Raw genomic sequence first — 21,306 nt, 5'->3', positions numbered from 1 at the left:
GGGAAGCGGGCGCCCTTCGTCGTGCTCGGTGTCAGCCCTGCGGCGGGCGCGACGGGGAGGCGCCGATGTCGGGCACGGCCGCGCTGCCCAGGTGCACCTCCAGATCGTCGGCGCTCGGTGTGCGCGGGCGGCGCGCGGTCGGCCGGTCGAGGTAGAACAGCGCGGTGGAGGCGATGTCGTCCCGCAGCGGCAGGTATCGCCATCCGCTGCGCCAGCCGAGCGCCTGGATGTCGACCCGCGGGATGCCGGTGGCGAAGTGGATCGGGTCGAGCACGTGCCAGCGGTACATGCCGAAGCGCTGCTGCGACACGTAGAGGCCGTCGGGCCGGATCACCTGCGGCATCCCCAGATACGGGGTGGAGAAGGCGGTGTAGCCCTGGCCGGGGATGTCGAAGTTCCACGCGCCGCCGAAGTAGTCCTCGGTGCCGGTGCCGCAGATCGTGGGGTGGTCGGTGTCGTCGTCGAGGTAGAACTTGATCTCGCCCTCACCCCACCAGCCGTTGGAGTTCACGCCCCACGCGATGTAGGTGCCGACGTACTGCCCGCGCCCCTCGATGCCCTCCAGCAGGACGTGCGGGGTGCGGTCCTCCAGCGGGTTCGAGCGCCGCCACTGCGCGTGGAAGTAGGCGTCGTCGGAGTGATCGCCCCCGACCTCGTAGGTCACCTGGTAGTAGACGCGCACGTCGACGGTCGACGTGTTCTCGAGCGTGAGCCGGGCGCCGTCGCGGAACGGCATCGGCCAGTAGGAGTTGAAGCCGCCGTGCGGGTTCGCGGCGATGGTCTGCGAGTTCACCTGGGCGAACACGCCCCATCCGTTGCAGAAGAAGTCGCCGTAGGGCACCTCGACCGCGGGTTCCGCGGCGCCGTCCCAGTACGCGCGCAGCAGCAGGGTGCGCCAGTTGTCGGTGTGGGTGGTGATCCAGATGTGGGTGATCTTGCCCGGACCGTCGATCGCGGCGAGTTCGAAGGTCTCTCCGGCCGGGATGTCGACGCTGGGGGAGATCTTCCAGCCGGGGCCGAGGTCGCGCGCGCTCGCCGCACCGGTGCCCTCGGTGGCGCGGCCGCCGCCGCCCGGCGAGCCGTCGAAGTTCTCGGGGGAGATGGACCGGGTCTGCACGGTGCGCAGCGCTGCGAGCGTGGACAGAGAGGAGGGGGCAGGCGTCATGGCCGCCAATGTAATCGATTTCAGATCGATGCACCAGAGACCTCGCGAGCGCGCGATACTGTTGCTTCACGTCCGGGGTCACCGGACAGGCAGTGAGGGTGCATGGCCACGATCTACGACGTCGCGGAGCTCGCGGGGGTCTCGCCCGCGACGGTCTCCCGCGTGTTCAACGGCACGAGCGTCTCGGAGGAGAAGGTGGCCGCGGTGCGCGAGGCCGCCGCCCAGCTGCACTTCACGCCGAACCGCGCGGCCCGCACCCTGCGCACCCAGAGCTCCGAGGTCATCGCGCTCGTCATCCCCGACATCGAGAACCCGTACTTCACCGAGATGGCGCGCGGCGTGGAAGACGTCGCCTCCGAGGCCGGGTACTCGGTGGTGCTGTGCAACTCCGACGCCCAGCTCGAGAAGGAGGCCACGTACCTGCGCATCGCGATCGCCGAGCACATGTCGGGCGTCATCATCGCGACGGCCGATGAGCACAGCGATCTGAGCGGCATCCTCGCCACCGGGCGACCCGTCGTCGCGGTCGACCGCAGCACCACGTACGACATCGACGGCGTGGTGATGGCCAACCGGGCCGCCGGCACCTCCGCCACGCAAGACCTCATCGCCGCGGGCTACCGTCGCATCGCCTACATCGGCGGGCCCGAGCACATCGACACCGCGGCCGAGCGCGCGGCCGGCTGGCGCTCCGCGCTCTCCGCCGCAGAGCCCGACCTCGATCTGGACGAGCTCGTGCGCTTCGCGACGTTCCGGGTCGACGGCGGCCGCGCGGCCATGGAGGAGCTGCTGGCGCTGCCCGAGCCGCCCGATGCGGTGGTCGCGGGCAACAACCTCATCGGGGTCGGCGCCCTGCAGGTGCTCACCGAGCGGGGGCTCACGCCGCCCGCGGTCGGGGTCGCGGTGATCGGATCGCTGCCCTTCACCACGCTCTCGCCCACGGCGGTCACCGTCGTCCGGCTCCCGGCGCGGCACATGGGGGTCACGGCGGCGCGCATGCTGCTGGAGCGGATCAAGGGCGACACCCAGCCCGCGCGCACGGTGGTGCTGCGCAACGAGGTGCAGTCCGCGAGCACGCCCCGCGCCTGACGCTCCTGCGGACGGGCGGGGCTCTTTCGGTGAAACGCCCACGCATCGGCTTGCGGCTTGAAATCGATTTCGCTTACCATGGCGAAAGGTCGGATCACCGGCCGCCCTGCGTCGAGGAGGACCATGCGCTGCACCATCGGTGTCGACATCGGCACGTCCAGCAGCAAGGGCGTGCTCGTCGACGAGGCGGGGACGATCCTCGCGACCGCGACGCGCGCGCACGAGGTGAGCCGCCCCCGCACCGGCTGGGTCGAGATGGACGGCGACGTCTGGTGGGACGAGCTCGTCGGCCTGGCCCGTGAGCTCCTGGCCGCAGTGCCGGAGGCCGAGGTGGCCGGGGTCGGCGTCAGCGGCATGGGTCCCTGCATCCTGCTCGCCGACGAGCACGACCACCCCGTCCGTCCCGCCATCCTCTACGGCGTCGACACCCGCTCCACCGCGCAGATCGCACGGATGACCGCGGAGCTGGGCGACGAAGACATCACCCGCGTGGGCGGCTCGACGCTCACGTCGCAGGCCGGCGGCCCCAAGCTCGCCTGGGTCGCCGACGAGGAACCCGAGGCGTGGTCGCGCGCCCGCCGCCTCTACATGCCCGCGTCCTGGCTCGCCCGCAGGCTGACCGGCGCCTACGTGCTCGACCACCAGTCCGCCAGTCAGGTGTCGCCCCTGTACGACATCGAGCACGAGCGCTGGCACGAGCCGTGGTGGCAGCGCTACGCGGGCACGATCGAGGCCCCGGAGCTGCGGTGGGCGGGCGACGTGGCGGGCACCGTGACCGACGCGGCCGCCGCCGCCACCGGCATCCCCGCAGGCACCCCCGTGATCACCGGCACCATCGACGCCTGGACCGAGGCCGTCAGCGTGGGCGCGCACGAGCTCGGCGACCTGATGCTGATGTACGGCACCACGATGTTCCTCGTCGCGACCGGTGCCGAGACCCTGCGCACGCCCTCGATGTGGACGACCGCCGGCGCCTTCGCCGGCACGCGCAACCTCGCCGGCGGACTCTCGACCTCCGGCGCGCTCACCGCCTGGCTGAAGGACCTCACCGGCGCGGACTACCCGGAGCTGCTCGGCGAGGCCGCCACGTCCGGCCCCGGCGCCCGCGGGCTCCTGATGCTGCCGTACTTCGCGGGCGAGCGCACGCCCATCCAGGACCCGGATGCGCGGGGCGTGATCGCCGGCCTCACGCTGGAGCACACCCGCGGCGACCTGTACCGCGCGGCGCTCGAGGCCACGGCACTCGGCGTGCGCCACAACGTCGAGACCATGCGGGCCGCCGGCGCCGACATCCGCCGCATCGTCGCGGTCGGCGGCGGCACCCAGGGGCGCCTGTGGCTCCAGATCGTGTCCGACGTCACGGGACTCGTGCAGGAGGTGCCCGAGACGACCATCGGCGCGAGCTACGGCGCCGCGTTCCTCGCCGCCGGAGCCACCGCGACCCCGGGTGCTGCTCCCGCCATCGACGACTGGAACCCGATCGCCGAGACCGTGCGGCCCGACGCGGCGCTGCGCCCCTTCTACGACGCCCTGTTCGACCGCTACGTCCGGCTGTACGAGGGGACCACATCCGTCGTCCACGACCTCGCCGCGGACCAGCGCGACGCGACCCCGACCACCCCGACCCCGGAGGCACCATGACCACGTACACCCTGCCCGCGCCCGCCGCGCGCCCGACCGCGGCACCGAAGACCGCGTACCTCATCACCTCGGGCGATCTGCGCGAGTCGGCGAACGTCGCCGGGTGGCCGACCCAGGTGGAGCTCGAAGCGGGTGTGACGGGCGTGCTGAACGACCTCGGCTGGGAGGTGATCCGGCCGTTCGGCGTCGACCCCGAGACCGGTCACGGCTTCATCTCCAGCCAGCGCATGGGCCTCGAGGTGTTCCGCGACATCCCGACCGATGCCCCGCTGGTGGTCGCGATCGCCAACTGGCAGTACTCGCACCACGTGCTCGCCGGGCTGCGCACGCACGAGGGCCCGATCCTCACGGTCGCCAACTTCGCCGGTGACTGGCCGGGGCTGGTCGGTCTGCTCGGCCTGAACGCCGGGCTCACGAAGATGGGCAAGCCCTACGCCACCACCTGGTCGGTCGACTACACCGACGACTGGTTCATCGACGGCATCCGCGAGTGGACCGAGACCGGCGCGATCACGCACGACCAGTCGCACGTGCGTCCGCTGCCCGCGCTGCCGGACAGCCCGGAGAAGCAGCTCGGTGAGGCCCTGGCCGCGCAGCTGCGCGCCGACAAGGCCATCATCGGCGTGTTCGACGAGGGCTGCATGGGCATGTACAACGCGATCTTCGACGACGAACTGCTCAACCACACCGGCATCTACAAGGAGCGGCTGTCGCAGTCGGCGCTGTACGCCGAGATGCTGACCGTGACGGAGGACGAGGCCGACGCCGCGTACGACTGGCTGATCGACCACGGCATGACCTTCCGCTACGGCGACGACGCGGCGACCGAGCTCACGCGCGAGCAGGTGCAGTGGCAGCTCAAGATGTACATCGCCGCGCTGCGCATCGCCGACGACTTCGGGCTCGACGCCGTCGGCATCCAGTACCAGCAGGGTCTCAAAGACCTGGTGCCCGCGTCCGACCTCGCCGAGGGCATCCTCAACACCACGGAGCGCCCGCCGGTCACGTCGCGCGACGGCTCCCGCGTGCTGCACGAGGGCCGAGCGTTCCCGCACTTCAACGAGGCCGACGAGGGCGTCGCGGTCGACGCACTCGTGACCGACCGGGTCTGGCGGGCGATGGGCCTCGTGCCGGACAACACGCTGCACGACGTGCGCTGGGGCGAGGACTTCGACGGGCAGTTCGTGTGGGTGTACGAGATCTCGGGCTCCGTGCCTGCCTCGCACCTCGGCGGCTGGGGGCACGCGGAGGGCTGGCGCCAGGGCCACGTGTTCTTCCCCGCGGGCGGCGCCACCATCAACGGCGTCTCGAAGCCCGGCGAGGTCGTGCTGTCGCGCGTGTTCATCGCGGACGGTGTGCTGCAGGCCGACATCTTCCGCGCCTCGGTCGTCGAGCTGCCGGAGGAGGAGACGCAGCGCCGCAAGGACGCCACCAACCCGGAGTGGCCGATCGCCCACGTGGTGCTGCACGGCATCTCGCGCGACCAGTTCATGGCGCGGCACAAGGCCAACCACGCGCAGCTCGTCTATGCGCCCGACGCCGAGACCGCGGACCGGGCCCTCATCGCGAAGGCCGCCATGTTCGACGGGATGGGGATCCGGGTGAACCTCGTGGGGGACGTGCGCGTCTGAGCCGGGCGCGGAGCGTCACTGCGAGCGCCAGAACCGCACGGCGAGGTTCGTGAGCTCCTTGTCGAGGTCTTCCACCTTCGACTCGATCCGACCGAGGCGGGCGTCGATCCCGTCGATGCGGGCCGAGAGGGTGCCTTCGACGCGGTCGATGCGGGCGGAGAGGGTGCCTTCGACGCGACCGACCTCGGAGCGGATGACACGACTGAGCTGCGTCGTCAGGAGGGTCATCCCGCCGAGCATCACGGCGGCGAAGACGCCGAGCAGCGTCCAGATCTGCGGGTCGTTCACGGGCATGCCTCCAGTGTCTGCCAGGACGTCCACGGTGTCACGGTATTCCGCAGGCGCCCGCGCGCGAAGACCCCATCGGTGCGGTGACCGTCGTCGGACGGCGTCGTGGAGGAGGGGTGAGCGCGCCGGTCAGCGGCCGGGCGCGGGCGTCGCGGCGACCGCAGGGACCGCGTCCGCACCCGTGCCGTCGGCACCGGGGCGCAGTCCGCTCGGCGGACCGCTCAGCGCGCGGAGGGCGTAGAGGATCGTGGCGAGGTCGACGAGCTCCTGCACGAGCGCCCCGGCGACCGCGGGGATCAGGCCCGTCATCGCCACGACCATGAGCCCGACGCTCAACCCGATGCCGATCCAGATCGCCGTGAGCGCGACGCGCAGGGTGTGCCGGCCGATGGCGACCGCGTCGACGACCTTCGCGAGCGAGTCGACGAGGATCACCACGTCGGCCGCGTCGCCCGCCGCGGTCGCCCCCTTGGCGCCCATCGCGATGCCGATGTCGGCCGCCGCGAGCACCGGGGCGTCGTTGACGCCGTCGCCGACCATCAGCACGGGCCGGGGTTCGAGCTCGGCCGCGAGCCGCACCTTCTCCGGCGGGAGCAGTTCGGCGTGGACCTCCTCGATGCCCAGCTGGTGCGCCACCGACTCCGCTGTCGACCGCACGTCGCCGGTGAGCATCGCGACCCGTTCCACCTCGTGCAGCCGCAGCCACGAGACGACCGCGGCGGCCTCCGGCCGCGCCGCATCGGCGAGCAGGAGCGCTCCGGCGAAGCGTCCGTCCACCGCGACGTAGGCGGCCGCCTCGCCCGTGCCCAGCTCGGCGCGCACGGTGTCGGGCGCCAGCGACGCGACGTAGGCGGGCTTGCCGACCACGACCGTGCGGCCCCGGATCGTCGCGGAGACGCCGTTGGTTGCGGTCTCGCTCGCCTCCGCGGCCGCCTCGAGGGGCAGCCCCCGCGCCTCGGCGGCGGTGCGGATGCCCGCGGCCAGCACGTGCGACGAGTACTGCTCGGCCGAGGCGGCGAGCTGCAGCACCTCGTCCGCGTCGAAGCCGGGCGCCGGTCGCACCTCGACCAGCTCCGGGCGGCCCTGCGTGAGCGTGCCGGTCTTGTCGAACGCGGCCGACCGGACGCGCGCGATCTGCTCGACCACGGCCCCGCTCTTCATGATCACGCCCGACTTCGCGGCCCGGGACAGGCCGCCGAGGAACGCCACGGGTGCCGCGATCAGCAGCGGGCACGGGGTGGCGAGCACGAGCACCTCCGCGAAGCGCGTCGCATCGCCCGACAGCGCCCACGCGGTGCCGGCCAGGACGAGCGCGACGGCCGTGAAGGGGATCGCGAACCGGTCGGCGAGACGGACGATGGGCGCGTGCGAGGACTCGGCCTGATGCACGAGGGCGACGATCTGCTGGTACTGGCTGTCGGCTCCGGTGCGCAGGGCGCGGAGGCGGATCGCCCGGCTGCCGTTGATCGCGCCGGACAGCACCTCCTCGCCCGCGTGTCGCGAGACCGGCAGGCTCTCACCGGTGAGCGAGGACTCGTCGAACTCGCCCTCGGTCGTCAGCAGCGTGCCGTCGACCGGCACGATCTCGGCCGGACGCACCAGCAGCACATCACCGACCGCGACCTCGTCGACCGGCACGTCGTGCGCCTCGTCCGACTGCGCGTCGCCGGGGTCGTGCAGCACGTGGGAGATGCGCGGCGACCGGTCGAGCAGGGCCGACAGGTCGCGGCGGGCGCGGCGGCCGGCGAAGTCCTCCAGCGCCTCCCCGCCCGACAGCATCAGCACGATGATGAGCGCCGCGATGTACTCGCCGACGGCGAGCGTCGCGACCATCGCCACGACCGCGAGGATGTCGAGGCCGACGTGGCCGCGGAGCACGTCGCGCACCATCCCGATCAGGGTCCACACCACGACCGCGGCGACGTACACCGTCGCGATCCAGCGCCCGACCTGCTGCTGATCGACCGCGTGCAGCACGCCCACCAGGGCGAACGCCAGCACGGTGAGGGTGATGACCGGATACCGCCACAGCAGACTGAGCGAACGCATGCCCCCAGCATCCCGCGGAACGGCGGCGGCGGCCAAGGGCGGATCGTCCACTCTTTCACCCGCAGAACTTAAGCGATATAGTCGGCCGCGAGTCGTGCCGATGCGGCTCGCGCTCGACAACGATGCCGAAGGAGACGAACCCCCATGTATCCGTCCTCATCCAGAAGTCACCGCCATCGGCGCGCCTTCACGGCCGCCCTCTCCGCCGCTGCGGTGGCCCTCACCGCGGTCGCCGCGACGGGCCCGGCCGCTGCGGACGCCACCGTCGACGAGGCGAAGCTGGCGGTCTACGTCGAGGTCAACTCGAACGATTTAGCGAACGTCGCCGACTACACCCTGGCCGATTCGGGTCGCCCCGCCGTGGATCTCGCGATGATCTTCGCCGCGAACATCAACTACGACGGCCAGCAGGCGTACCTGCACTTGAACGAGCGGGTGACCGAGACCCTGCAGGATGCGGAGAACCAGATCCGGCCGCTGCAGGCGCAGGGCACGAAGGTGCTGCTGTCCGTGCTCGGCAACCACCAGGGGGCCGGGTTCGCGAACTTCACCTCGTTCGCCGCCGCCGACGCCTTCGCCGCGCAGCTCGCGGACGCGGTGACCACGTACGGCCTCGACGGCATCGACTTCGACGACGAGTGGACGGAGTACGGCGCCAACGGCACACCGCAGCCCAATACCCAGTCGTTCGGGTGGCTGGCGACCGCGCTGCGCGACCGGCTCGGCCCCGACAAGCTCATCACGCTCTACGCGATCGGCCCGTCGTACACCACCACCGACTTCACGCAGTTCGACGTCGACGGGGTGCTCGACCACGCCTGGAACCCGTACTACCCGACGTACGACGCCCCGACCGTGCCGGGCCTGGACGATCGCGCGCGGCTCGGCGCCGCGGCGATCGACCTGTCGAACACGAGCGCCGCCACCGCGGCAGACTTCGCGCAGCGCACGGTCGCCGACGGGTACGGCGTCTACGTCGCCTACAACCTCACGGCGACCGACCAGTCCGCCTACCTGTCCGGGATCACGCAGGCGTTGAAGGGCGAGGCCACGGTCTTCCAGGCGCCTCCGGCCGACACGACCGCGCCCACCGTGACGTTCAAGAGCGGCGCGCAGTTCACCAAGCAGAAGGACGACGGCTACAAGCGGGTGAGCTTCCGGCTGCACGACGAGGGGCTCATCGACCGGATCGTGCTGAACGGCGTGCCGACCGACCTGGAGAACGGGGAGTCCCGCGACCTCGACGTGCTGAAGCCCGGCGTGCTCGGTGCCGTCCTCGGGGTCAACACGCTGCAGGTGGTCGACGTCGCCGGCAACAGCACCGAGGTGACCTTCACGCTGACGAAGTGACCGGCGCGAGGGCGAACAGCTCGAGCTGACGGATCGTGACCTCGGCATCCGCGCACAGGCGGATCGCCGGGGTCACGGTCCGTGCGGCCAGGGTGAACGGGGTCGTGCGATCCGGCCGCAGCGCCTCGGCATGGGTCGCGGCCACCCGCTCCCACCGGCCGTCCGCCCGCTCGACCTCCCAGTGCCACCCGGACGCGGGCGTCGCGGTGACCGCGGTCACGCTCACGTCGGTGATGTCGCGCGCCGCGGGGAAGCGCCACCCCACCCACTCGCCCGGCCGCAGGCTCACGCCGTCGGCCCCCGCGGGGTCGCCGTCGTCGAACAGTCGCGCCGCGTGGTCGAGGCCCCGGGAGGCGATCGACTCGCCCGCCTCCGAGGTCAGGTCCGGGTGCCACGGCTCGACGGCGACGTCGGGCGCCGCGGCCTCCAGCGCCTCCGCGGGGTCGAGCGTGAAGGTCAGGTCGAGCACCGCATCGCCGGTCAGTCGTTCCACGGGCAGGTCGGCCGTGGGGAGGGGGTCGCCGTCGAGCAGCGCCGACCGGAGCACGTGGGCGCCCGGCTCGCTCCGCTGCACGCGGATCCGCAGCGTCGACCCGTCACCGCGATCGACACGGACGTCGTCGAACAGCGGGGAGCCGATGCGCAGCCGCCCGGAGGCGAGCTCGAGCGGATACAGGCCCAGCGCCGCCCACAGCCACCAGGCGCTCATCTCGCCGTTGTCCTCGTCGCCGGGGAAGCCCTGCCCGATGTGCGCGCCGGCGAACAGACGCCCCGCGAGGTCGTGCACGATCGCAGCGCCCGCCCACGGGCGGTCGGTGAACGCGTAGAGGAAGGGGATGTGGTGGGCGGGCTGGTTCGAGATCGCGCACATGCCGGAGCGCAGCGCGCGGGCCTCCCGCTGCTCGTGGATGACCGTGCCGTAGGCGCCGCCGAAGCGTTCGTCGGCGGTCTCCGGCTCGGCGAACAGCGCGTCGAGGTGGCGGCCGAGACCGGCCGGGCCGCCGTACAGCGTCGCGAGCGCCGGGCCGTCGTGCACCGCGCCGACCGACATCCCCCACGCGTTGGTCTCCACGTTGTCGCCACCCCACACCCGGGGGTCGAAGCCGGGCGCGAACGCCCCGTGCGCGTCGCGGCCGCGGAAGAATCCCGAGTCGGGATCGAACAGGGTGCGGTACGACCGGGCGCGGTTGGCGAGGTAGCGGGCGAACGCGCGGTAGCGGGCGGCGTCCGTGGCGGTGGCGGCGTCATCGGCGAGCTGCCGCGCGAACCGCCCGAGGGCCGCGTCGCTCACGGCGTTCTCGATGCTCCAGCTCATGCCCTCCGGCACGTCGGAGGAGATGTACCCGGTGAAGCGCCCGCGACCGATGCCCTTGCGGCCGCGACGGGCGTCCGGCCCCGGCTCGCACGCGTGGCGCCAGCCGCTCTCGAACGCGGCCTCCCGGTCGAACGTCACACCCCAGCGCGCGGCGTCGGCGAAGATCTGGTCGCTCGACGTGCCCACCATGCTGTCGACGTACCCCGGGGCGCTCCACCGCGCCATCCACCCGCCCCGCCGGAACTGGGCGAGCTGGCCGTCCAGCAGCTGCCCCGTCAGGGCGGGGTCGAGCAGCGCCAGCGCGGGCCACTCCGTGCGGTAGGTGTCCCAGTAGCCGTTGTTCACCACGAGCTCGCCCTCGGCCACGGGCGCACTGGTCTCGGTCTCCCCGAACGGCGCGCGCGGCGCGAACACGTCGGCGAAGCGGTGGTCGGGCGCGGTGGTGGTGCCCGCGTTCTCGCTCGCCGTGTTCGGGTACAGGTGCATGCGGTGCAGGGCCGCCGCGATCCGGGCGCGATGCTCCTCGTCGGCGAGACCGCGGTACGGCCGCTGCCGCGGGTCGAGCGGAGGGAGAGTCACACGGCCAAGCAGGCGGTCCCACGCGGCGGCTGCGGCGGCGCGCAGCTCCTCGAAGGACCGGGACGGCGGAGCCTCCTGGGCGAGGCTGCGCCGGGCCTGCGCGATCGACAGGAACGACACCGCGATGCGGACCTCCAGGCTGCCGCGCCCGTCGAGGTGCCCGGCGACGCGCCCGCGCCCGTCGTCGTCGAGCCGGCCGCGCGCCTCGGTCGCGCCGACCGTCGCCCCGGCGAAGTAGCAGCGGGGCGCGTTGCCCCAGTCCTCCGCGCCCTCCGGGATCCAGCCCTCGAACTCGCCGTCGTCCGTCCAGGTCAGGCGGCCGTCGCCGGCGAGCTGATCGATCACGAAGCCGACGGTGGCCGTGGGGTCGTCGGCGGCCACCCGGAACGCCGCCGCGTGCGAGGTCGCGGTCATCGCCACGTGCAGTCCGTCGCCGAGGTCGGCGGCGTACTCGTGGGGGCGCGCCCGTTCGCTGCCCGGCACGATCCACCGTCGCCGTGCCGCGCGCTCCGAGCGGGCGCGGCCGAGGAACGGCATGAGCTGCAGCACCGAGCGATCACCGATCCACGGGCTCGGCTGGTGCGAGAACTGCAGGGCCTCCAGGCGGCGCCCCTGCGGATCGTCGTGCACGAACGGGCGGTACGGCCAGCGGGCGTCTGCGGCGTCGGTCGCCGGCGTGACGAACGTGAAGCCGTGCGGCACCGCCACCGCCGGGATCGTGTTGCCGCGCGAGAACCGCGGTCCGGGGTGCGTGCCGCGGCGGGTGTCGACGCGCTCGACCGGCGGCAGGTCGGGGTCCGCCGGTCGGCGTTCCTCCACACGGACCTGCACGAATCCGGTCGCGCGGGCGGGCAGACCCTCCGCGCCCGTGAGCGACGGCGCGCCCAGCACCAGCTCGACCGTGGCCCGCACCGCGCCTCCGGTCGACAGAGGGGCGAGCGCGACCGTATCAGCGTTCCACTGCTCCGGGAGGCTCCAGCGGGCGGCGAACTGCGCCTCGGGCGTGAGCGGCACGTCGTAGCGGTCGCGGACGGCGGCGTGGTCGCTCAGCCGCGTCCCGTCCGCCGTTCGCACGTCCACCGTCACCGCGAGCGCCGCGTGCGGAGCCAGGGTCGCGTCCGCCCCGTCGGCGTAGAACGCCCAGTGCAGCACGGTCTCGGGAGTGACGGTGAGGTCGGAGAGCGCCGGCACGTCCAGCCGCTGCGACCCCAGGGCGGGATCGAAAGCGAACGCGAACACGTCGCCGGGGAGCACCCCGGCGTGCGGGCGCGACGACGGGGGATCGGCCGGACCGGCGGCCGGGGTCAACGGCGCCGCGGTCACCCCTTCAGCGCACCCTCCTGCACGCCCTTGAAGAAGAACCGCTGCGTGAAGGAGAACATGATGATGATCGGCACGAGGGCGATCATGGTGCCCGCGGCGATCAGGCGCGGGTCGACCGAGAAGCTGCTGTTCAGGTACGCCATGCCGACCGTGAGCGTGTACTTCGCGGGGTCGGAGAGCACGATCAGCGGCCACAGGTAGTCGTCCCACGCGCCGATGAACGCGAAGATCGCGACGACCGACACCATGCCGCGGATGTTGGGCCACACGATGTGCCGGATGCGCTGCCACGTGGTCGCGCCGTCGACGGTCGCCGCGTCGAGCACGTCCTTCGGGATCATGCGGCACGCGGTGGCCACGAGCAGCACGTTCATGGCGCTGATCGCTCCGGGCAGGAACACGCCCCACAGCGTGTCCGCGAGCCCGAGGGCGCGGATGGTGAGGAAGTTGCTGGTCACGGTCACCTCGCCGGGGAACAGCAGGGTGGAGAGCAGGATGCCCATCACGATCCACTTGCCGCGGAACCGCATGCAGCCCAGCGCGTAGCCCGCGAAGGTCGCCAGGATCACGTTGCTCAGCACCGTGCCGAGCGAGACGAGCAGGGAGTGCCACGCGTACAGGTACACGGGCACGATGTCGGCGACGCGCGTGTAGTTCTGCAGGGTGGGGTCGCGCGGGATCAGCTCCGGCGGGAACGAGTAGATGTTCTCCTGCGGACCCTTGAACGACGTGGACAGCTGCCACACGAACGGCCCGATCACCAGGAAGAGCACCAGGAGCAGCAGCGCGTAGCGGCCGATCAGCCCGCCGAGAGTCGGCTTGCTGAAGTCGCCGGAGCCGCGGTGCCGGAAGATGCGCTCGCGCGCGGGGCGGACCGGGGCGTCGTCGGCGCGGTCGTCGGCGCGCGGTGGGGTGAGCGTGGTCATGCGGAGACCTTCGCCTTCTTCTCGCGGTTCATGAACGCGATCGCGGCCAGGGGCACGAGCGTCAGGAGGAACAGGGCCACGCTGATCGCGGAGGCGTAGCCGATGTTGCCGTTGAGTCCGGAGCCCACCTGGCGGATCAGCATCACGAGCGACATGTCGTAGCCGCCGGGGCCGCCGGTGCTCTTGGAGAGCACGTCGAGCTCGGCGAACACGCGCATGGCCGACACCGCGATCAGCACCGAGATGAGGAGCATGGCGCCGCGCACGGACGGGATCGTCACCGAGAGGAAGCGACGGAACGAGCCGGCACCGTCGAGCATCGCGGCCTCGTGCAGCTCCTTGCCCACGTTCCCCAGCGCCGCGAGGTACACGACCATGTAGTAGCCCAGGCCCTTCCAGACCGTGAGCAGGATGGCGCAGCCCAGCAGCAGCCAGCGGTCGACGAGGAACGCCATCGGCTTGTCGATCAGACCGAGGAACTCCAGGGTCTGGTTGATGATGCCGCGACTGTCGAACAGCCAGGTCCAGATGAGGGCGACCACCACGACCGAGGCGATCACGGGGAAGTAGAAGGTGGTGCGGAAGAACGAGATGCCCGGCAGCTTCTTCTGCACCAGCAGGGCGAGCAGCAGCGGCAGGATCGTGAGCAGCGGCACGCACACGACCACATAGATGAGGCACGTCGTCAGCGCGTTCCAGAACATCTCGTCGCCGAACATGCGCTCGTAGTTCGCGCCGCCCACGAACTCGGGGGTGCGCAGCGGGCGGGCGTTCGTGAAGCTGAGGACGACGGTGTTGAGGAACGGCCACAGCGCGAACACCAGCACCCAGATCACGGCGGGGGCGAGGAGCAGCCACGGGGTGAACCACCGGTGGGACCTCATCGTCGTCCTTCGCTGCCGGGTGCCGGTGCTCGCGCTCATGGTCACTGGTCCACGCGGTTCGCGTTGGCGTACTCGACGATCTTGTCGAGCTGGGCCTTCGGGTCGGCCTCGCCGTTGACCGCGAGCGCGATCTGCTGCGTCATGTAGGTCGCCATGTCCGACGTCCACTGGAACGGCAGGGCCTTGGCGTCCTTCATCGCGCCGAACACCGTGTCGATCGCGGCGAGCTGCTTCTCGTCGGTGACGGAGGAGGCGATGTTCTCGACGACCTGGTCGCCGCCCTCGGCCGTTCCGGGTGCGGTCCCGACCGCGAGCGACGAGAACGCCACCTGGTTCTCCTGGTTCGTCGCGAACTCGGCGAACGCGAGCGCGGCTTCCTTGTTGTCGGAGTCGGCGGAGACGTTCAGGCCCTGCACGTAGAGCGGCGCGATGCCGAGGCGCGGGGTGGCGACGGTGTTCGCCAGCAGCGACGGGGCGTCCTTCTGCAGATCGGTCGTGAAGCCGGTGCCGCCGGTCGTGAAGGCGACCTTCTCCTGGATGTAGGCCTCGGCGTTGCCGCCGTAGTCGCCGGTGAGGGCCTCGGCGGGCATGGCGCCCGCGGCGTACGCGTCGGCGTACTTCTGGATGATCGCGGCGGCCTCGTCGGTGTTGAAGTCGAACTCGCCCTTGTCGTTGATGACCTCCATGCCAGCGGCCGTGAACGTGTCGAGCGCGGGGATCGAGGAGAGCAGCTGCACCTTGCCGCCCGACTCGGTGGCCACGTCGGTGGCGAGCGTGAGCAGCTCGTCGACCGTGGTCGGCAGGTTCTGCTCCGTGACGCCGTAGGGGGCGAGCTGGGCCAGGTTCCACCACGACGCATCGCTCGACAGGTACCACGGCAGACCATAGGTGCCGTCGACGCCCGGGTACTGGCTGTAGGCCTCCCACGCGCCCGTGTTGTACGCCGACTTCAGGTCGGGGTCGGCCGTGTCGAGGTCGACCAGCTTGCCCGCGGCGACCAGCGGGTAGGCGATGTCGGGCGGCAGGTTGAGCACGTCGGGCAGGGTGTCGGCGTTGGCCTGGCTGAGGATCTTCTCCTGGTAGCCGTCGCCGGGCTGGTCGAGCCACTCGACCTTCACGTCGGGGTGCTCCTTCTCGAACGCGTCGATCAGGTCTTCGAAGTACGGCGTGAACTTCTCGTTCTTGAGCGACCAGGTCTGGAACTGGATCGTGCCGCTCAGGTCGCCGGAGGTGTCGATCGGCCCGGCGTCTCCGGCGCCGGCGCCACCGCCGGTGCAGCCGGCGAGCGCGAGGGCGCCGATCGTGAAGGTTGCCAGTGCAGCCATGCGTGCGGGAACTCTCATCGTGCTTCTTCCTCGAGGCGGGCGATTCGGCGCGGGTCCGACAGGACGGGACTACAGCGCTTTAGCTGATGAAACCATCCGAATCCATCGGTGTCAAGAGAGGGCGCGGGGAGCGCAGGCGGCGAGCGGAATCTCGTGCCGCGGTCTAGCTGCTCAAGCGTTATAGTGGTGCGATCCGCCCTCGTCGGGGGGCTCTGTCCGAAAGGTGCGAACACATGACGCAGCGTGGCGCTCTCGACGCTCCCCTGAGGTTCGGGGCGAACTACACGCCGTCGAAGGACTGGATGCACTCCTGGCTCGACTTCACGCCCGACGACGTGCGCCGCGACTTCGCCGCCCTCGCCGAACTGGGCCTCGACCACGTGCGCGTGTTCCCGCTGTGGACCGTGCTGCAGCCGAACCGCACCCTCATCCGCCCGAAGGCTCTCGACGACGTGCGGGCGATGGTCGACATCGCCGCCGAGTTCGAGCTCGACGCGGGCGTCGACGTGATCCAGGGCCACCTGTCGAGCTTCGACTTCGTGCCCGCCTGGCTGTACACCTGGCACGACCGCAACATGTTCACCGATCCGAGGGCGCTCGACGGGCAGGTCGCCCTGGTGCAGCGGCTCGCGGAGGCGCTGCGCGATGCCCCGAACTTCCTCGGCCTCACGCTCGGCAACGAGGTCAACCAGTTCTCGGCGCACACGCACCCCGCGCCGTGGCCGGTCACGGTCGACGAGGCCGGGGCGTGGATCGAGACCCTGCTCGCGGCCGCGGGGGAGGCCGCACCCGGACTCCCTCACGTGCACAGCGAGTACGACGCGGTCTGGTACATGGACGAGCACGGGTTCACCCCGGCGCACGCCTCGCGCCTGGGCGCCATGACCACGATCCACTCGTGGATCTTCAACGGCACGGCGCAGCGCTACGGCGGTCGCTCCGTCGCCGCCGACCGGCACGCCGAGTATCTGATCGAGCTGTCGCGGGCGTTCGCGACCGACCCGCAGCGCCCGGTGTGGCTGCAGGAGGTGGGGGCGCCGTCGAACTGTCTGGAGGCCGACGAGATGCCCGGGTTCCTGGAGGCGACGCTGCGCTCCTCGGCGCGGACCGAGAACCTCTGGGGCGTCACGTGGTGGTGCTCCCACGACGTGAGCCGCGACCTGGGCGACTTCCCCGACCTGGAGTATTCGCTCGGCCTGGTCGACCAGTCCGGCGCGGCCAAGCCGATCGGCCGGCGGTTCGCGGAGCTGATCCCCGAGCTGCGCGCGCGCACGGCTGCCCCGGCGCGGCCGACCGGGATCGTGGTCGAGGTGGACGAGCGCGACGTGCCGGTGAGCCGGGCCGCGCTGAGCCCGGGAGGGGCGGTGTTCCAGGCGTGGGTCGATGCGTGCACCGCGGGACTCGATCCGGCCCTGGTCACCTCGGCCGACGCGGCAGACCCCGCGGCGCTGGAGGGCCGGGGCATCCGTGAGCTGATCCGCCCCGACCTCGCGGGCGACGCGGTCGGCCGCTACGGCTCGGTCAACACCGTCGTCGACGCCTGACACCATCCGTCGGCGCGCGTCAGGACGCGGGCGGCGCCGTGCTCTCGCGCGCCGTGAGGGTGGGGGTGGGACCGGCGACGCTGGGCAGGGTCGCGCCCGCCTCGATCTGCTGCAGCAGGAGGGTGGCCGCCTGCTCGCCGAGCTCGAACGTGTCGCGCGTCATGGCGGTGATGGACGGGTTGATGAGCCCGGCGATCACCGAGTCGTCGAAGGAGGCGAGGGACACGTCGCGCGGCACGGTGCGCCCCATCTCCTGGGCGACGCGGAGTCCGGCGACCGCCATCACGTCGTTGTCGTAGACGATCGCGGTCGGGCGCTGCTTGCCGGAGAGCAGAGTGCGCGTGACCGCCGAGGCGCGTGCGGGGGAGAAGTCGGTCGCGATGACCTCGCCCGCGATGCCGTCCGCCGCCAGGCGCTCCAGCACCTCGGCGCGCAGGCGCGTGTGCTCGAGCTCGGCGGGTCCGGCGACGTAGGCGATGCGGGTGTGCCCGAGGGCCGCGAGGTAGGAGAACAGCGTCTCGGCCACCTCCTCGTCGCCGATCCAGACGCTCGGCACGTCGCCCTCCGCGGACGGCTCCGACCCGATCATCACGGCGCGGGCGTCCAGCGACGCGATGTTCGCCGCGCGCGGGTCGTCGTCGCGCGGATCGATGTAGATGATGCCGTCGACCTGATTCGACGACCGCCACTGGCGGTGCACCTCCATCTCCTCGTCGATGTCGGCGACCAGGCGCAGCTGCAGGCTGACCTTGCTCTCCGACAGCCGCGATTCGATGCCGGCGATCAGATCGGTGAAGAAGGCCTCGGAGCCCAGCGAGCGGGCGGGGCGGGCGAGTGCGAAGCCGACCGCGTTGGCACGGGCGCCGACCAGGGCGCGTGCCGCGGAACTGGGCTGCCAGTGGTGCTCCTCGATGATCGCGAGGATGCGCTGCCTGGTCTCCTCGCTCACGCCGGGGCGACCGTTCAGGGCGAAGGAGACGGCCCCGGGGGAGACGCCGGCCAGACGCGCGATGTCCGCGATCGTGACGCGTTTCCCCGAGGCCATAGGCATCACCCTACTTGATCGGTTTAGCCTCGCGGGAGCGTCGTGGGTGTGCCGTAGACTCGAATCGCTAGATCGTTTTAGTAAATCGGATAGCATCAGAACGCCCCCTCACCGTCGAGCCCGGAGAACAGCCATGCATGACGACACCTCGCTCACCGTCGGCCGCGTCAAGCGCGTGCTGGAGGAACGGATCCGTCCCGCGATCCACTCGGCCTCCGTGCCGCTGACCGTCGAGCTGCACGAACTGCCCGGGGAGCCGATCCCGCCGGCCGAGGGGCTGGCGCTCGACTTCGCGCCGGGCGCGGTCGGGTCGCTGTGGGGCCCGGCGTGGGGCACCACGTGGTTCAAGCTCACGGGGCGCGTGCCGGCCGACTGGAAGGGGCGCCGCGTCGAGGCGCTGATCGACCTCGGCTTCGACGTGAACATGACCGGCTTCCAGTGCGAGGCCCTCGCGTACCGCCCCGACGGCACCCCGATCAAGAGCATCAACCCGCGCAACCAGTGGGTGCCGATCGCCGAGAACGCCCACGGCGGCGAGCCCGTCGAGCTGTACCTCGAGGGGGCGTCGAACCCGGTGCTGCTCGACTACCACCCCTTCCTTCCGACGCAGGAGGGCGACATCCTCACCTCGTCGAAGGAGCCGCTGTACCGCCTGCGCCGCATGGACCTCGCGGTGTTCGAGCCCGAGGTGTTCGACCTGTCCCTCGACATCGAGGTGCTGTTCGAGCTGCAGGCCGAGCTGCCGGCGACCTCGCCGCGGCGCATGCGCATCCTCCAGGCGCTCGACGACGCCCTCGACGTGCTCGACCTCCAGCGCATCGTCGAGACGGCCGCCGACGCCCGCGCCCGACTCGCCGACGTGCTCGCGGCCCCGGCCGAGGCGAGCGCGCACCGCATCTCGGCGGTCGGCCACGCGCACATCGACTCCGCATGGCTGTGGCCCGTGCGCGAGACCATCCGCAAGGTCGCCCGCACCACCTCGTCCATGACCACGCTCATCGAGGAGCAGCCCGAGTTCCAGTACGGCATGTCCAGCGCGCAGCAGTACGCCTGGATCAAGGAGCACCGCCCCGAGGTGTGGGAGCGGGTCAGAGCCGCGGTCGCCGCGGGGCGCTTCCTGCCCCTGGGCGGCATGTGGGTCGAGTCCGACACCGTCATGCCCACCGGCGAGTCGCTCGTGCGGCAGTTCTCGCACGGCCAGCGCTTCTTCGAGCGCGAGTTCGGCATCCGGTCGAAGGGCGTGTGGCTGCCCGACAGCTTCGGCTACTCGCCCGCGCTGCCGCAGCTCATGCGCCGCGCCGGGTTCGAGTGGTTCTTCACGCAGAAGATCTCGTGGAACCAGCAGAACGTCTTCCCGCACCACTCGTTCCTGTGGGAGGGCATCGATGGCTCGCAGGTGTTCACGCACTTCCCGTCGATGGACACCTACAACTCGCAGCTCAGCGGCATGGAGGTCGCCAAGGCCGCGCGGCAGTTCAAGGAGAACCGCGTCACGTCGCGGTCGATCGCCCCGGTCGGCTGGGGTGACGGCGGTGGCGGCACGACCCGGGAGATGACGGGCAAGGCCGCGCGCCTGCGCGACCTCGAGGGCAGCGCGCAGGTCGTCTGGGAGCACCCGGACGACTTCTTCGACGCCGCGAAGGCCGAGCTGCCGCACCCCGCCGTGTGGGTGGGCGAGCTGTACCTCGAGCTGCACCGCGGCACCCTCACCAGCCAGCACGCCACGAAGGCGCTGCACCGCTGGGCCGAGCACGCGCTGGTCGAGGCGGAGCTGTGGGCCGCGACCGACGCCGTGCGCACGGGGGCCGCGTACCCGCAGGCGGAGCTCGACCGGCTCTGGCAGGCCGTGCTGCTGCACGAGTTCCACGACATCCTCCCCGGCACCTCGATCGCCTGGGTGCACCGCGAGGCCGTCGCCGTGCTCTCCGACGTGCTGTCCGATGCGCAGGACATCGCGGATCGGGCCCGGCGGTCGCTCGCGGGCGACGGGGACCGCGCGCTGCGGTTCGAGCCGACCTCGCTCGCGGGCGGACGGGCGCTGGGCGCGGCGTTCGTCGGGGAGTCGACCGCGAGCCCGGTGACGCTCACCGACGCGGACGGCGGCTGGCGCCTGGAGAACGAGCTCGTGTCGGTCGTGGTGTCGGGGGAGGGCCTCATCGTGTCGGCGGTCGACAGGGCGTCCGGCCGCGAGACGGTCGCGCCGGGCAGGGCCGCGAACCTGTTCCAGCTGCACCAGGACTTCCCGAACATGTGGGACGCGTGGGACATCGACCGCTACTACCGCAACAGCGTCGAGGACCTCACCGCGGTGTCGTCGATCGAGGCCTCGGTGGTGCACGGCGTCGCGACCATCGTGGTCGAGCGGCGGTTCTCGGAGTCGACGATCACGCAGACGATCCTCCTCGCGCCCGACTCGCGCACCGTGGTACTGCGCAACGAGGTCGACTGGCACGAGACCGAGAAGCTGCTCAAGCTCGCCTTCCCGCTCGACATCCAGGCGTCGCACACCGAGGCCGAGACCCAGTTCGGCTACCAGGCCCGCGTCACCCACACGAACACGAGCTGGGAGGCCGCGAAGTTCGAGACCTCGATGCACCGCTTCGTGCTGGTGCGCGAGCAGGACTTCGGCGCCGCGCTCGTCAACGACTCGATCTACGGCTACGACACCTCGCGCGAGGTCGGTGACGACGGGGTGACCACGACCGTGCGGCTCTCGCTGCTGCGCGCTCCGCGGTTCCCCGACCCCGACACCGACCACGGGCACCACGCCATCGAGGTCGGCTTCGTGATCGGCGCGGACGCCGCGATCGCCACGGCCGAGGGAATCCGGTTCAACGCGCTGCCCACCGTCGTGCGCGGTGCCCGCGAGGTCGAGCCCCTGGTGAGCGTGTCGGGCGAGGGCATCGTGGTGTCGGCGGTCAAGCTCGCCGACGACGGCTCGGGCGACGTGATCGTGCGCGTGTACGAAGCTCTCGGGCGTCGGACCACGGGCGAGCTGGCGGTCGGCTTCGAGCATCGCGAGGTGCGCGAGGTGAGCCTGATCGAGGACGACCTCGACGACGCGCGGACGGGTGGAGCGCTGCACCTGCGTCCGTTCGAGGTGCGCACCCTCCGCATCGCGCGCTGACCCCCGCGCGGGCCCGGGCGTTGTG

14 protein-coding genes are annotated in these 21,306 nt (G+C 71.6%); 6 read left to right on the top strand and 8 right to left on the bottom strand.

The genetic code is table 11. The annotated features are described in order from the left end of the window. Positions 1 to 31 precede the first annotated feature (31 nt). A complete protein-coding gene (locus ACFWCH_RS03715; protein ID WP_206252407.1) occupies positions 32 to 1,165 on the bottom strand; it encodes a glycoside hydrolase family 172 protein in 1,134 nt (377 codons plus the stop codon). Positions 1,166 to 1,267: 102 nt separating this feature from the next. Here ACFWCH_RS03715 and ACFWCH_RS03710 point away from each other — a divergent pair, with 102 nt between their 5' ends. From ACFWCH_RS03710 to ACFWCH_RS03700, 3 genes are all read left to right on the top strand, one after another. Next, complete coding sequence (locus ACFWCH_RS03710; RefSeq protein WP_136036300.1) at positions 1,268 to 2,254, top strand: LacI family DNA-binding transcriptional regulator; 987 nt, start codon at positions 1,268 to 1,270, stop codon at positions 2,252 to 2,254. 123 nt (positions 2,255 to 2,377) lie between these two features. Further along, positions 2,378 to 3,895 carry an FGGY-family carbohydrate kinase gene (locus ACFWCH_RS03705; RefSeq protein WP_378802937.1) on the top strand — a complete coding sequence of 506 codons (1,518 nt, stop codon included), beginning with the start codon at positions 2,378 to 2,380 and terminating at the stop codon, positions 3,893 to 3,895. Further along, positions 3,892 to 5,526 (top strand): fucose isomerase, encoded by a 1,635-nt coding sequence (locus ACFWCH_RS03700; protein ID WP_378802936.1) that lies wholly within the window; start codon positions 3,892 to 3,894, stop codon positions 5,524 to 5,526. Before ACFWCH_RS03705 ends, ACFWCH_RS03700 begins: the two co-directional genes overlap by 4 nt. Before the next feature lie 15 nt (positions 5,527 to 5,541). Here the strand turns inward: ACFWCH_RS03700 and ACFWCH_RS03695 are convergent, their stop codons facing one another. Next, a complete protein-coding gene (locus tag ACFWCH_RS03695) occupies positions 5,542 to 5,820 on the bottom strand; it encodes a hypothetical protein (protein ID WP_136036303.1) in 279 nt (92 codons plus the stop codon). A 123-nt stretch (positions 5,821 to 5,943) separates the two neighbouring features. After that, positions 5,944 to 7,863: a heavy metal translocating P-type ATPase gene (locus ACFWCH_RS03690; RefSeq protein ID WP_378802935.1), complete on the bottom strand. Its 1,920-nt coding sequence runs from the start codon at positions 7,861 to 7,863 to the stop codon at positions 5,944 to 5,946. Between the two features lie 144 nt (positions 7,864 to 8,007). On the opposite strand from ACFWCH_RS03690, the gene ACFWCH_RS03685 reads away from it, so the two are divergent. Beyond that, complete coding sequence (locus tag ACFWCH_RS03685) at positions 8,008 to 9,213, top strand: endo-beta-N-acetylglucosaminidase H (protein WP_378802934.1); 1,206 nt, start codon at positions 8,008 to 8,010, stop codon at positions 9,211 to 9,213. Here ACFWCH_RS03685 and ACFWCH_RS03680 read toward each other — a convergent pair. From ACFWCH_RS03680 to ACFWCH_RS03665, 4 genes are read right to left on the bottom strand one after another with little or no spacing between them, the layout of a single operon-like run. After that, on the bottom strand, positions 9,197 to 12,430 hold the full coding sequence (locus ACFWCH_RS03680) for a GH92 family glycosyl hydrolase (RefSeq protein ID WP_378802933.1): 3,234 nt from the start codon (positions 12,428 to 12,430) through the stop codon (positions 9,197 to 9,199). The two genes, ACFWCH_RS03685 and ACFWCH_RS03680, sit on opposite strands and share 17 nt — an antisense overlap. After that, a complete protein-coding gene (locus ACFWCH_RS03675) occupies positions 12,427 to 13,356 on the bottom strand; it encodes a carbohydrate ABC transporter permease (RefSeq protein ID WP_136036573.1) in 930 nt (309 codons plus the stop codon). The genes ACFWCH_RS03680 and ACFWCH_RS03675 overlap by 4 nt, the downstream gene beginning before the upstream one ends. Then, on the bottom strand, positions 13,353 to 14,240 hold the full coding sequence (locus tag ACFWCH_RS03670) for a carbohydrate ABC transporter permease (protein WP_136035139.1): 888 nt from the start codon (positions 14,238 to 14,240) through the stop codon (positions 13,353 to 13,355). Before ACFWCH_RS03670 ends, ACFWCH_RS03675 begins: the two co-directional genes overlap by 4 nt. Before the next feature lie 41 nt (positions 14,241 to 14,281). Beyond that, complete coding sequence (locus ACFWCH_RS03665) at positions 14,282 to 15,565, bottom strand: ABC transporter substrate-binding protein (protein ID WP_168442904.1); 1,284 nt, start codon at positions 15,563 to 15,565, stop codon at positions 14,282 to 14,284. 233 nt (positions 15,566 to 15,798) lie between these two features. Between ACFWCH_RS03665 and ACFWCH_RS03660 the strand changes: the two genes are divergently transcribed. Continuing rightward, a complete protein-coding gene (locus ACFWCH_RS03660) occupies positions 15,799 to 17,109 on the top strand; it encodes a glycosyl hydrolase (protein WP_378802931.1) in 1,311 nt (436 codons plus the stop codon). A 19-nt stretch (positions 17,110 to 17,128) separates the two neighbouring features. Here ACFWCH_RS03660 and ACFWCH_RS03655 read toward each other — a convergent pair whose 3' ends face one another. Then, positions 17,129 to 18,154 (bottom strand): LacI family DNA-binding transcriptional regulator, encoded by a 1,026-nt coding sequence (locus ACFWCH_RS03655; RefSeq protein WP_136035143.1) that lies wholly within the window; start codon positions 18,152 to 18,154, stop codon positions 17,129 to 17,131. 133 nt (positions 18,155 to 18,287) lie between these two features. On the opposite strand from ACFWCH_RS03655, the gene ACFWCH_RS03650 reads away from it, so the two are divergent. Then, positions 18,288 to 21,281: an alpha-mannosidase gene (locus ACFWCH_RS03650; protein WP_378802930.1), complete on the top strand. Its 2,994-nt coding sequence runs from the start codon at positions 18,288 to 18,290 to the stop codon at positions 21,279 to 21,281. The last annotated feature ends 25 nt before the right edge of the window (positions 21,282 to 21,306 follow it).

The sequence above is a fragment of the Microbacterium sp. NPDC060132 genome, assembly GCF_042729675.1.
GTDB classification, from domain to species: Bacteria; Actinomycetota; Actinomycetes; order Actinomycetales; family Microbacteriaceae; genus Microbacterium; species Microbacterium sufflavum.
This window is presented reverse-complemented; position numbering and strand designations above follow the sequence as displayed.

Bases quoted from the DNA above. Each gene is read 5' to 3' on its own strand.
- ACFWCH_RS03690 (WP_378802935.1), bottom strand. From the start codon at position 7,863: ATGCGTTCGCTCAGTCTGCTGTGGCGGTATCCGGTCATCACCCTCACC.
- ACFWCH_RS03650 (WP_378802930.1), top strand. From the start codon at position 18,288: ATGCATGACGACACCTCGCTCACCGTCGGCCGCGTCAAGCGCGTGCTG.
- ACFWCH_RS03665 (WP_168442904.1), bottom strand. From the start codon at position 15,565: ATGGCTGCACTGGCAACCTTCACGATCGGCGCCCTCGCGCTCGCCGGC.
- ACFWCH_RS03700 (WP_378802936.1), top strand. From the start codon at position 3,892: ATGACCACGTACACCCTGCCCGCGCCCGCCGCGCGCCCGACCGCGGCA.
- ACFWCH_RS03655 (WP_136035143.1), bottom strand. From the start codon at position 18,154: ATGGCCTCGGGGAAACGCGTCACGATCGCGGACATCGCGCGTCTGGCC.
- ACFWCH_RS03675 (WP_136036573.1), bottom strand. From the start codon at position 13,356: ATGACCACGCTCACCCCACCGCGCGCCGACGACCGCGCCGACGACGCC.
- ACFWCH_RS03705 (WP_378802937.1), top strand. From the start codon at position 2,378: ATGCGCTGCACCATCGGTGTCGACATCGGCACGTCCAGCAGCAAGGGC.
- ACFWCH_RS03715 (WP_206252407.1), bottom strand. From the start codon at position 1,165: ATGACGCCTGCCCCCTCCTCTCTGTCCACGCTCGCAGCGCTGCGCACC.
- ACFWCH_RS03685 (WP_378802934.1), top strand. From the start codon at position 8,008: ATGTATCCGTCCTCATCCAGAAGTCACCGCCATCGGCGCGCCTTCACG.
- ACFWCH_RS03670 (WP_136035139.1), bottom strand. From the start codon at position 14,240: ATGAGGTCCCACCGGTGGTTCACCCCGTGGCTGCTCCTCGCCCCCGCC.
- ACFWCH_RS03710 (WP_136036300.1), top strand. From the start codon at position 1,268: ATGGCCACGATCTACGACGTCGCGGAGCTCGCGGGGGTCTCGCCCGCG.
- ACFWCH_RS03660 (WP_378802931.1), top strand. From the start codon at position 15,799: ATGACGCAGCGTGGCGCTCTCGACGCTCCCCTGAGGTTCGGGGCGAAC.
- ACFWCH_RS03695 (WP_136036303.1), bottom strand. From the start codon at position 5,820: ATGCCCGTGAACGACCCGCAGATCTGGACGCTGCTCGGCGTCTTCGCC.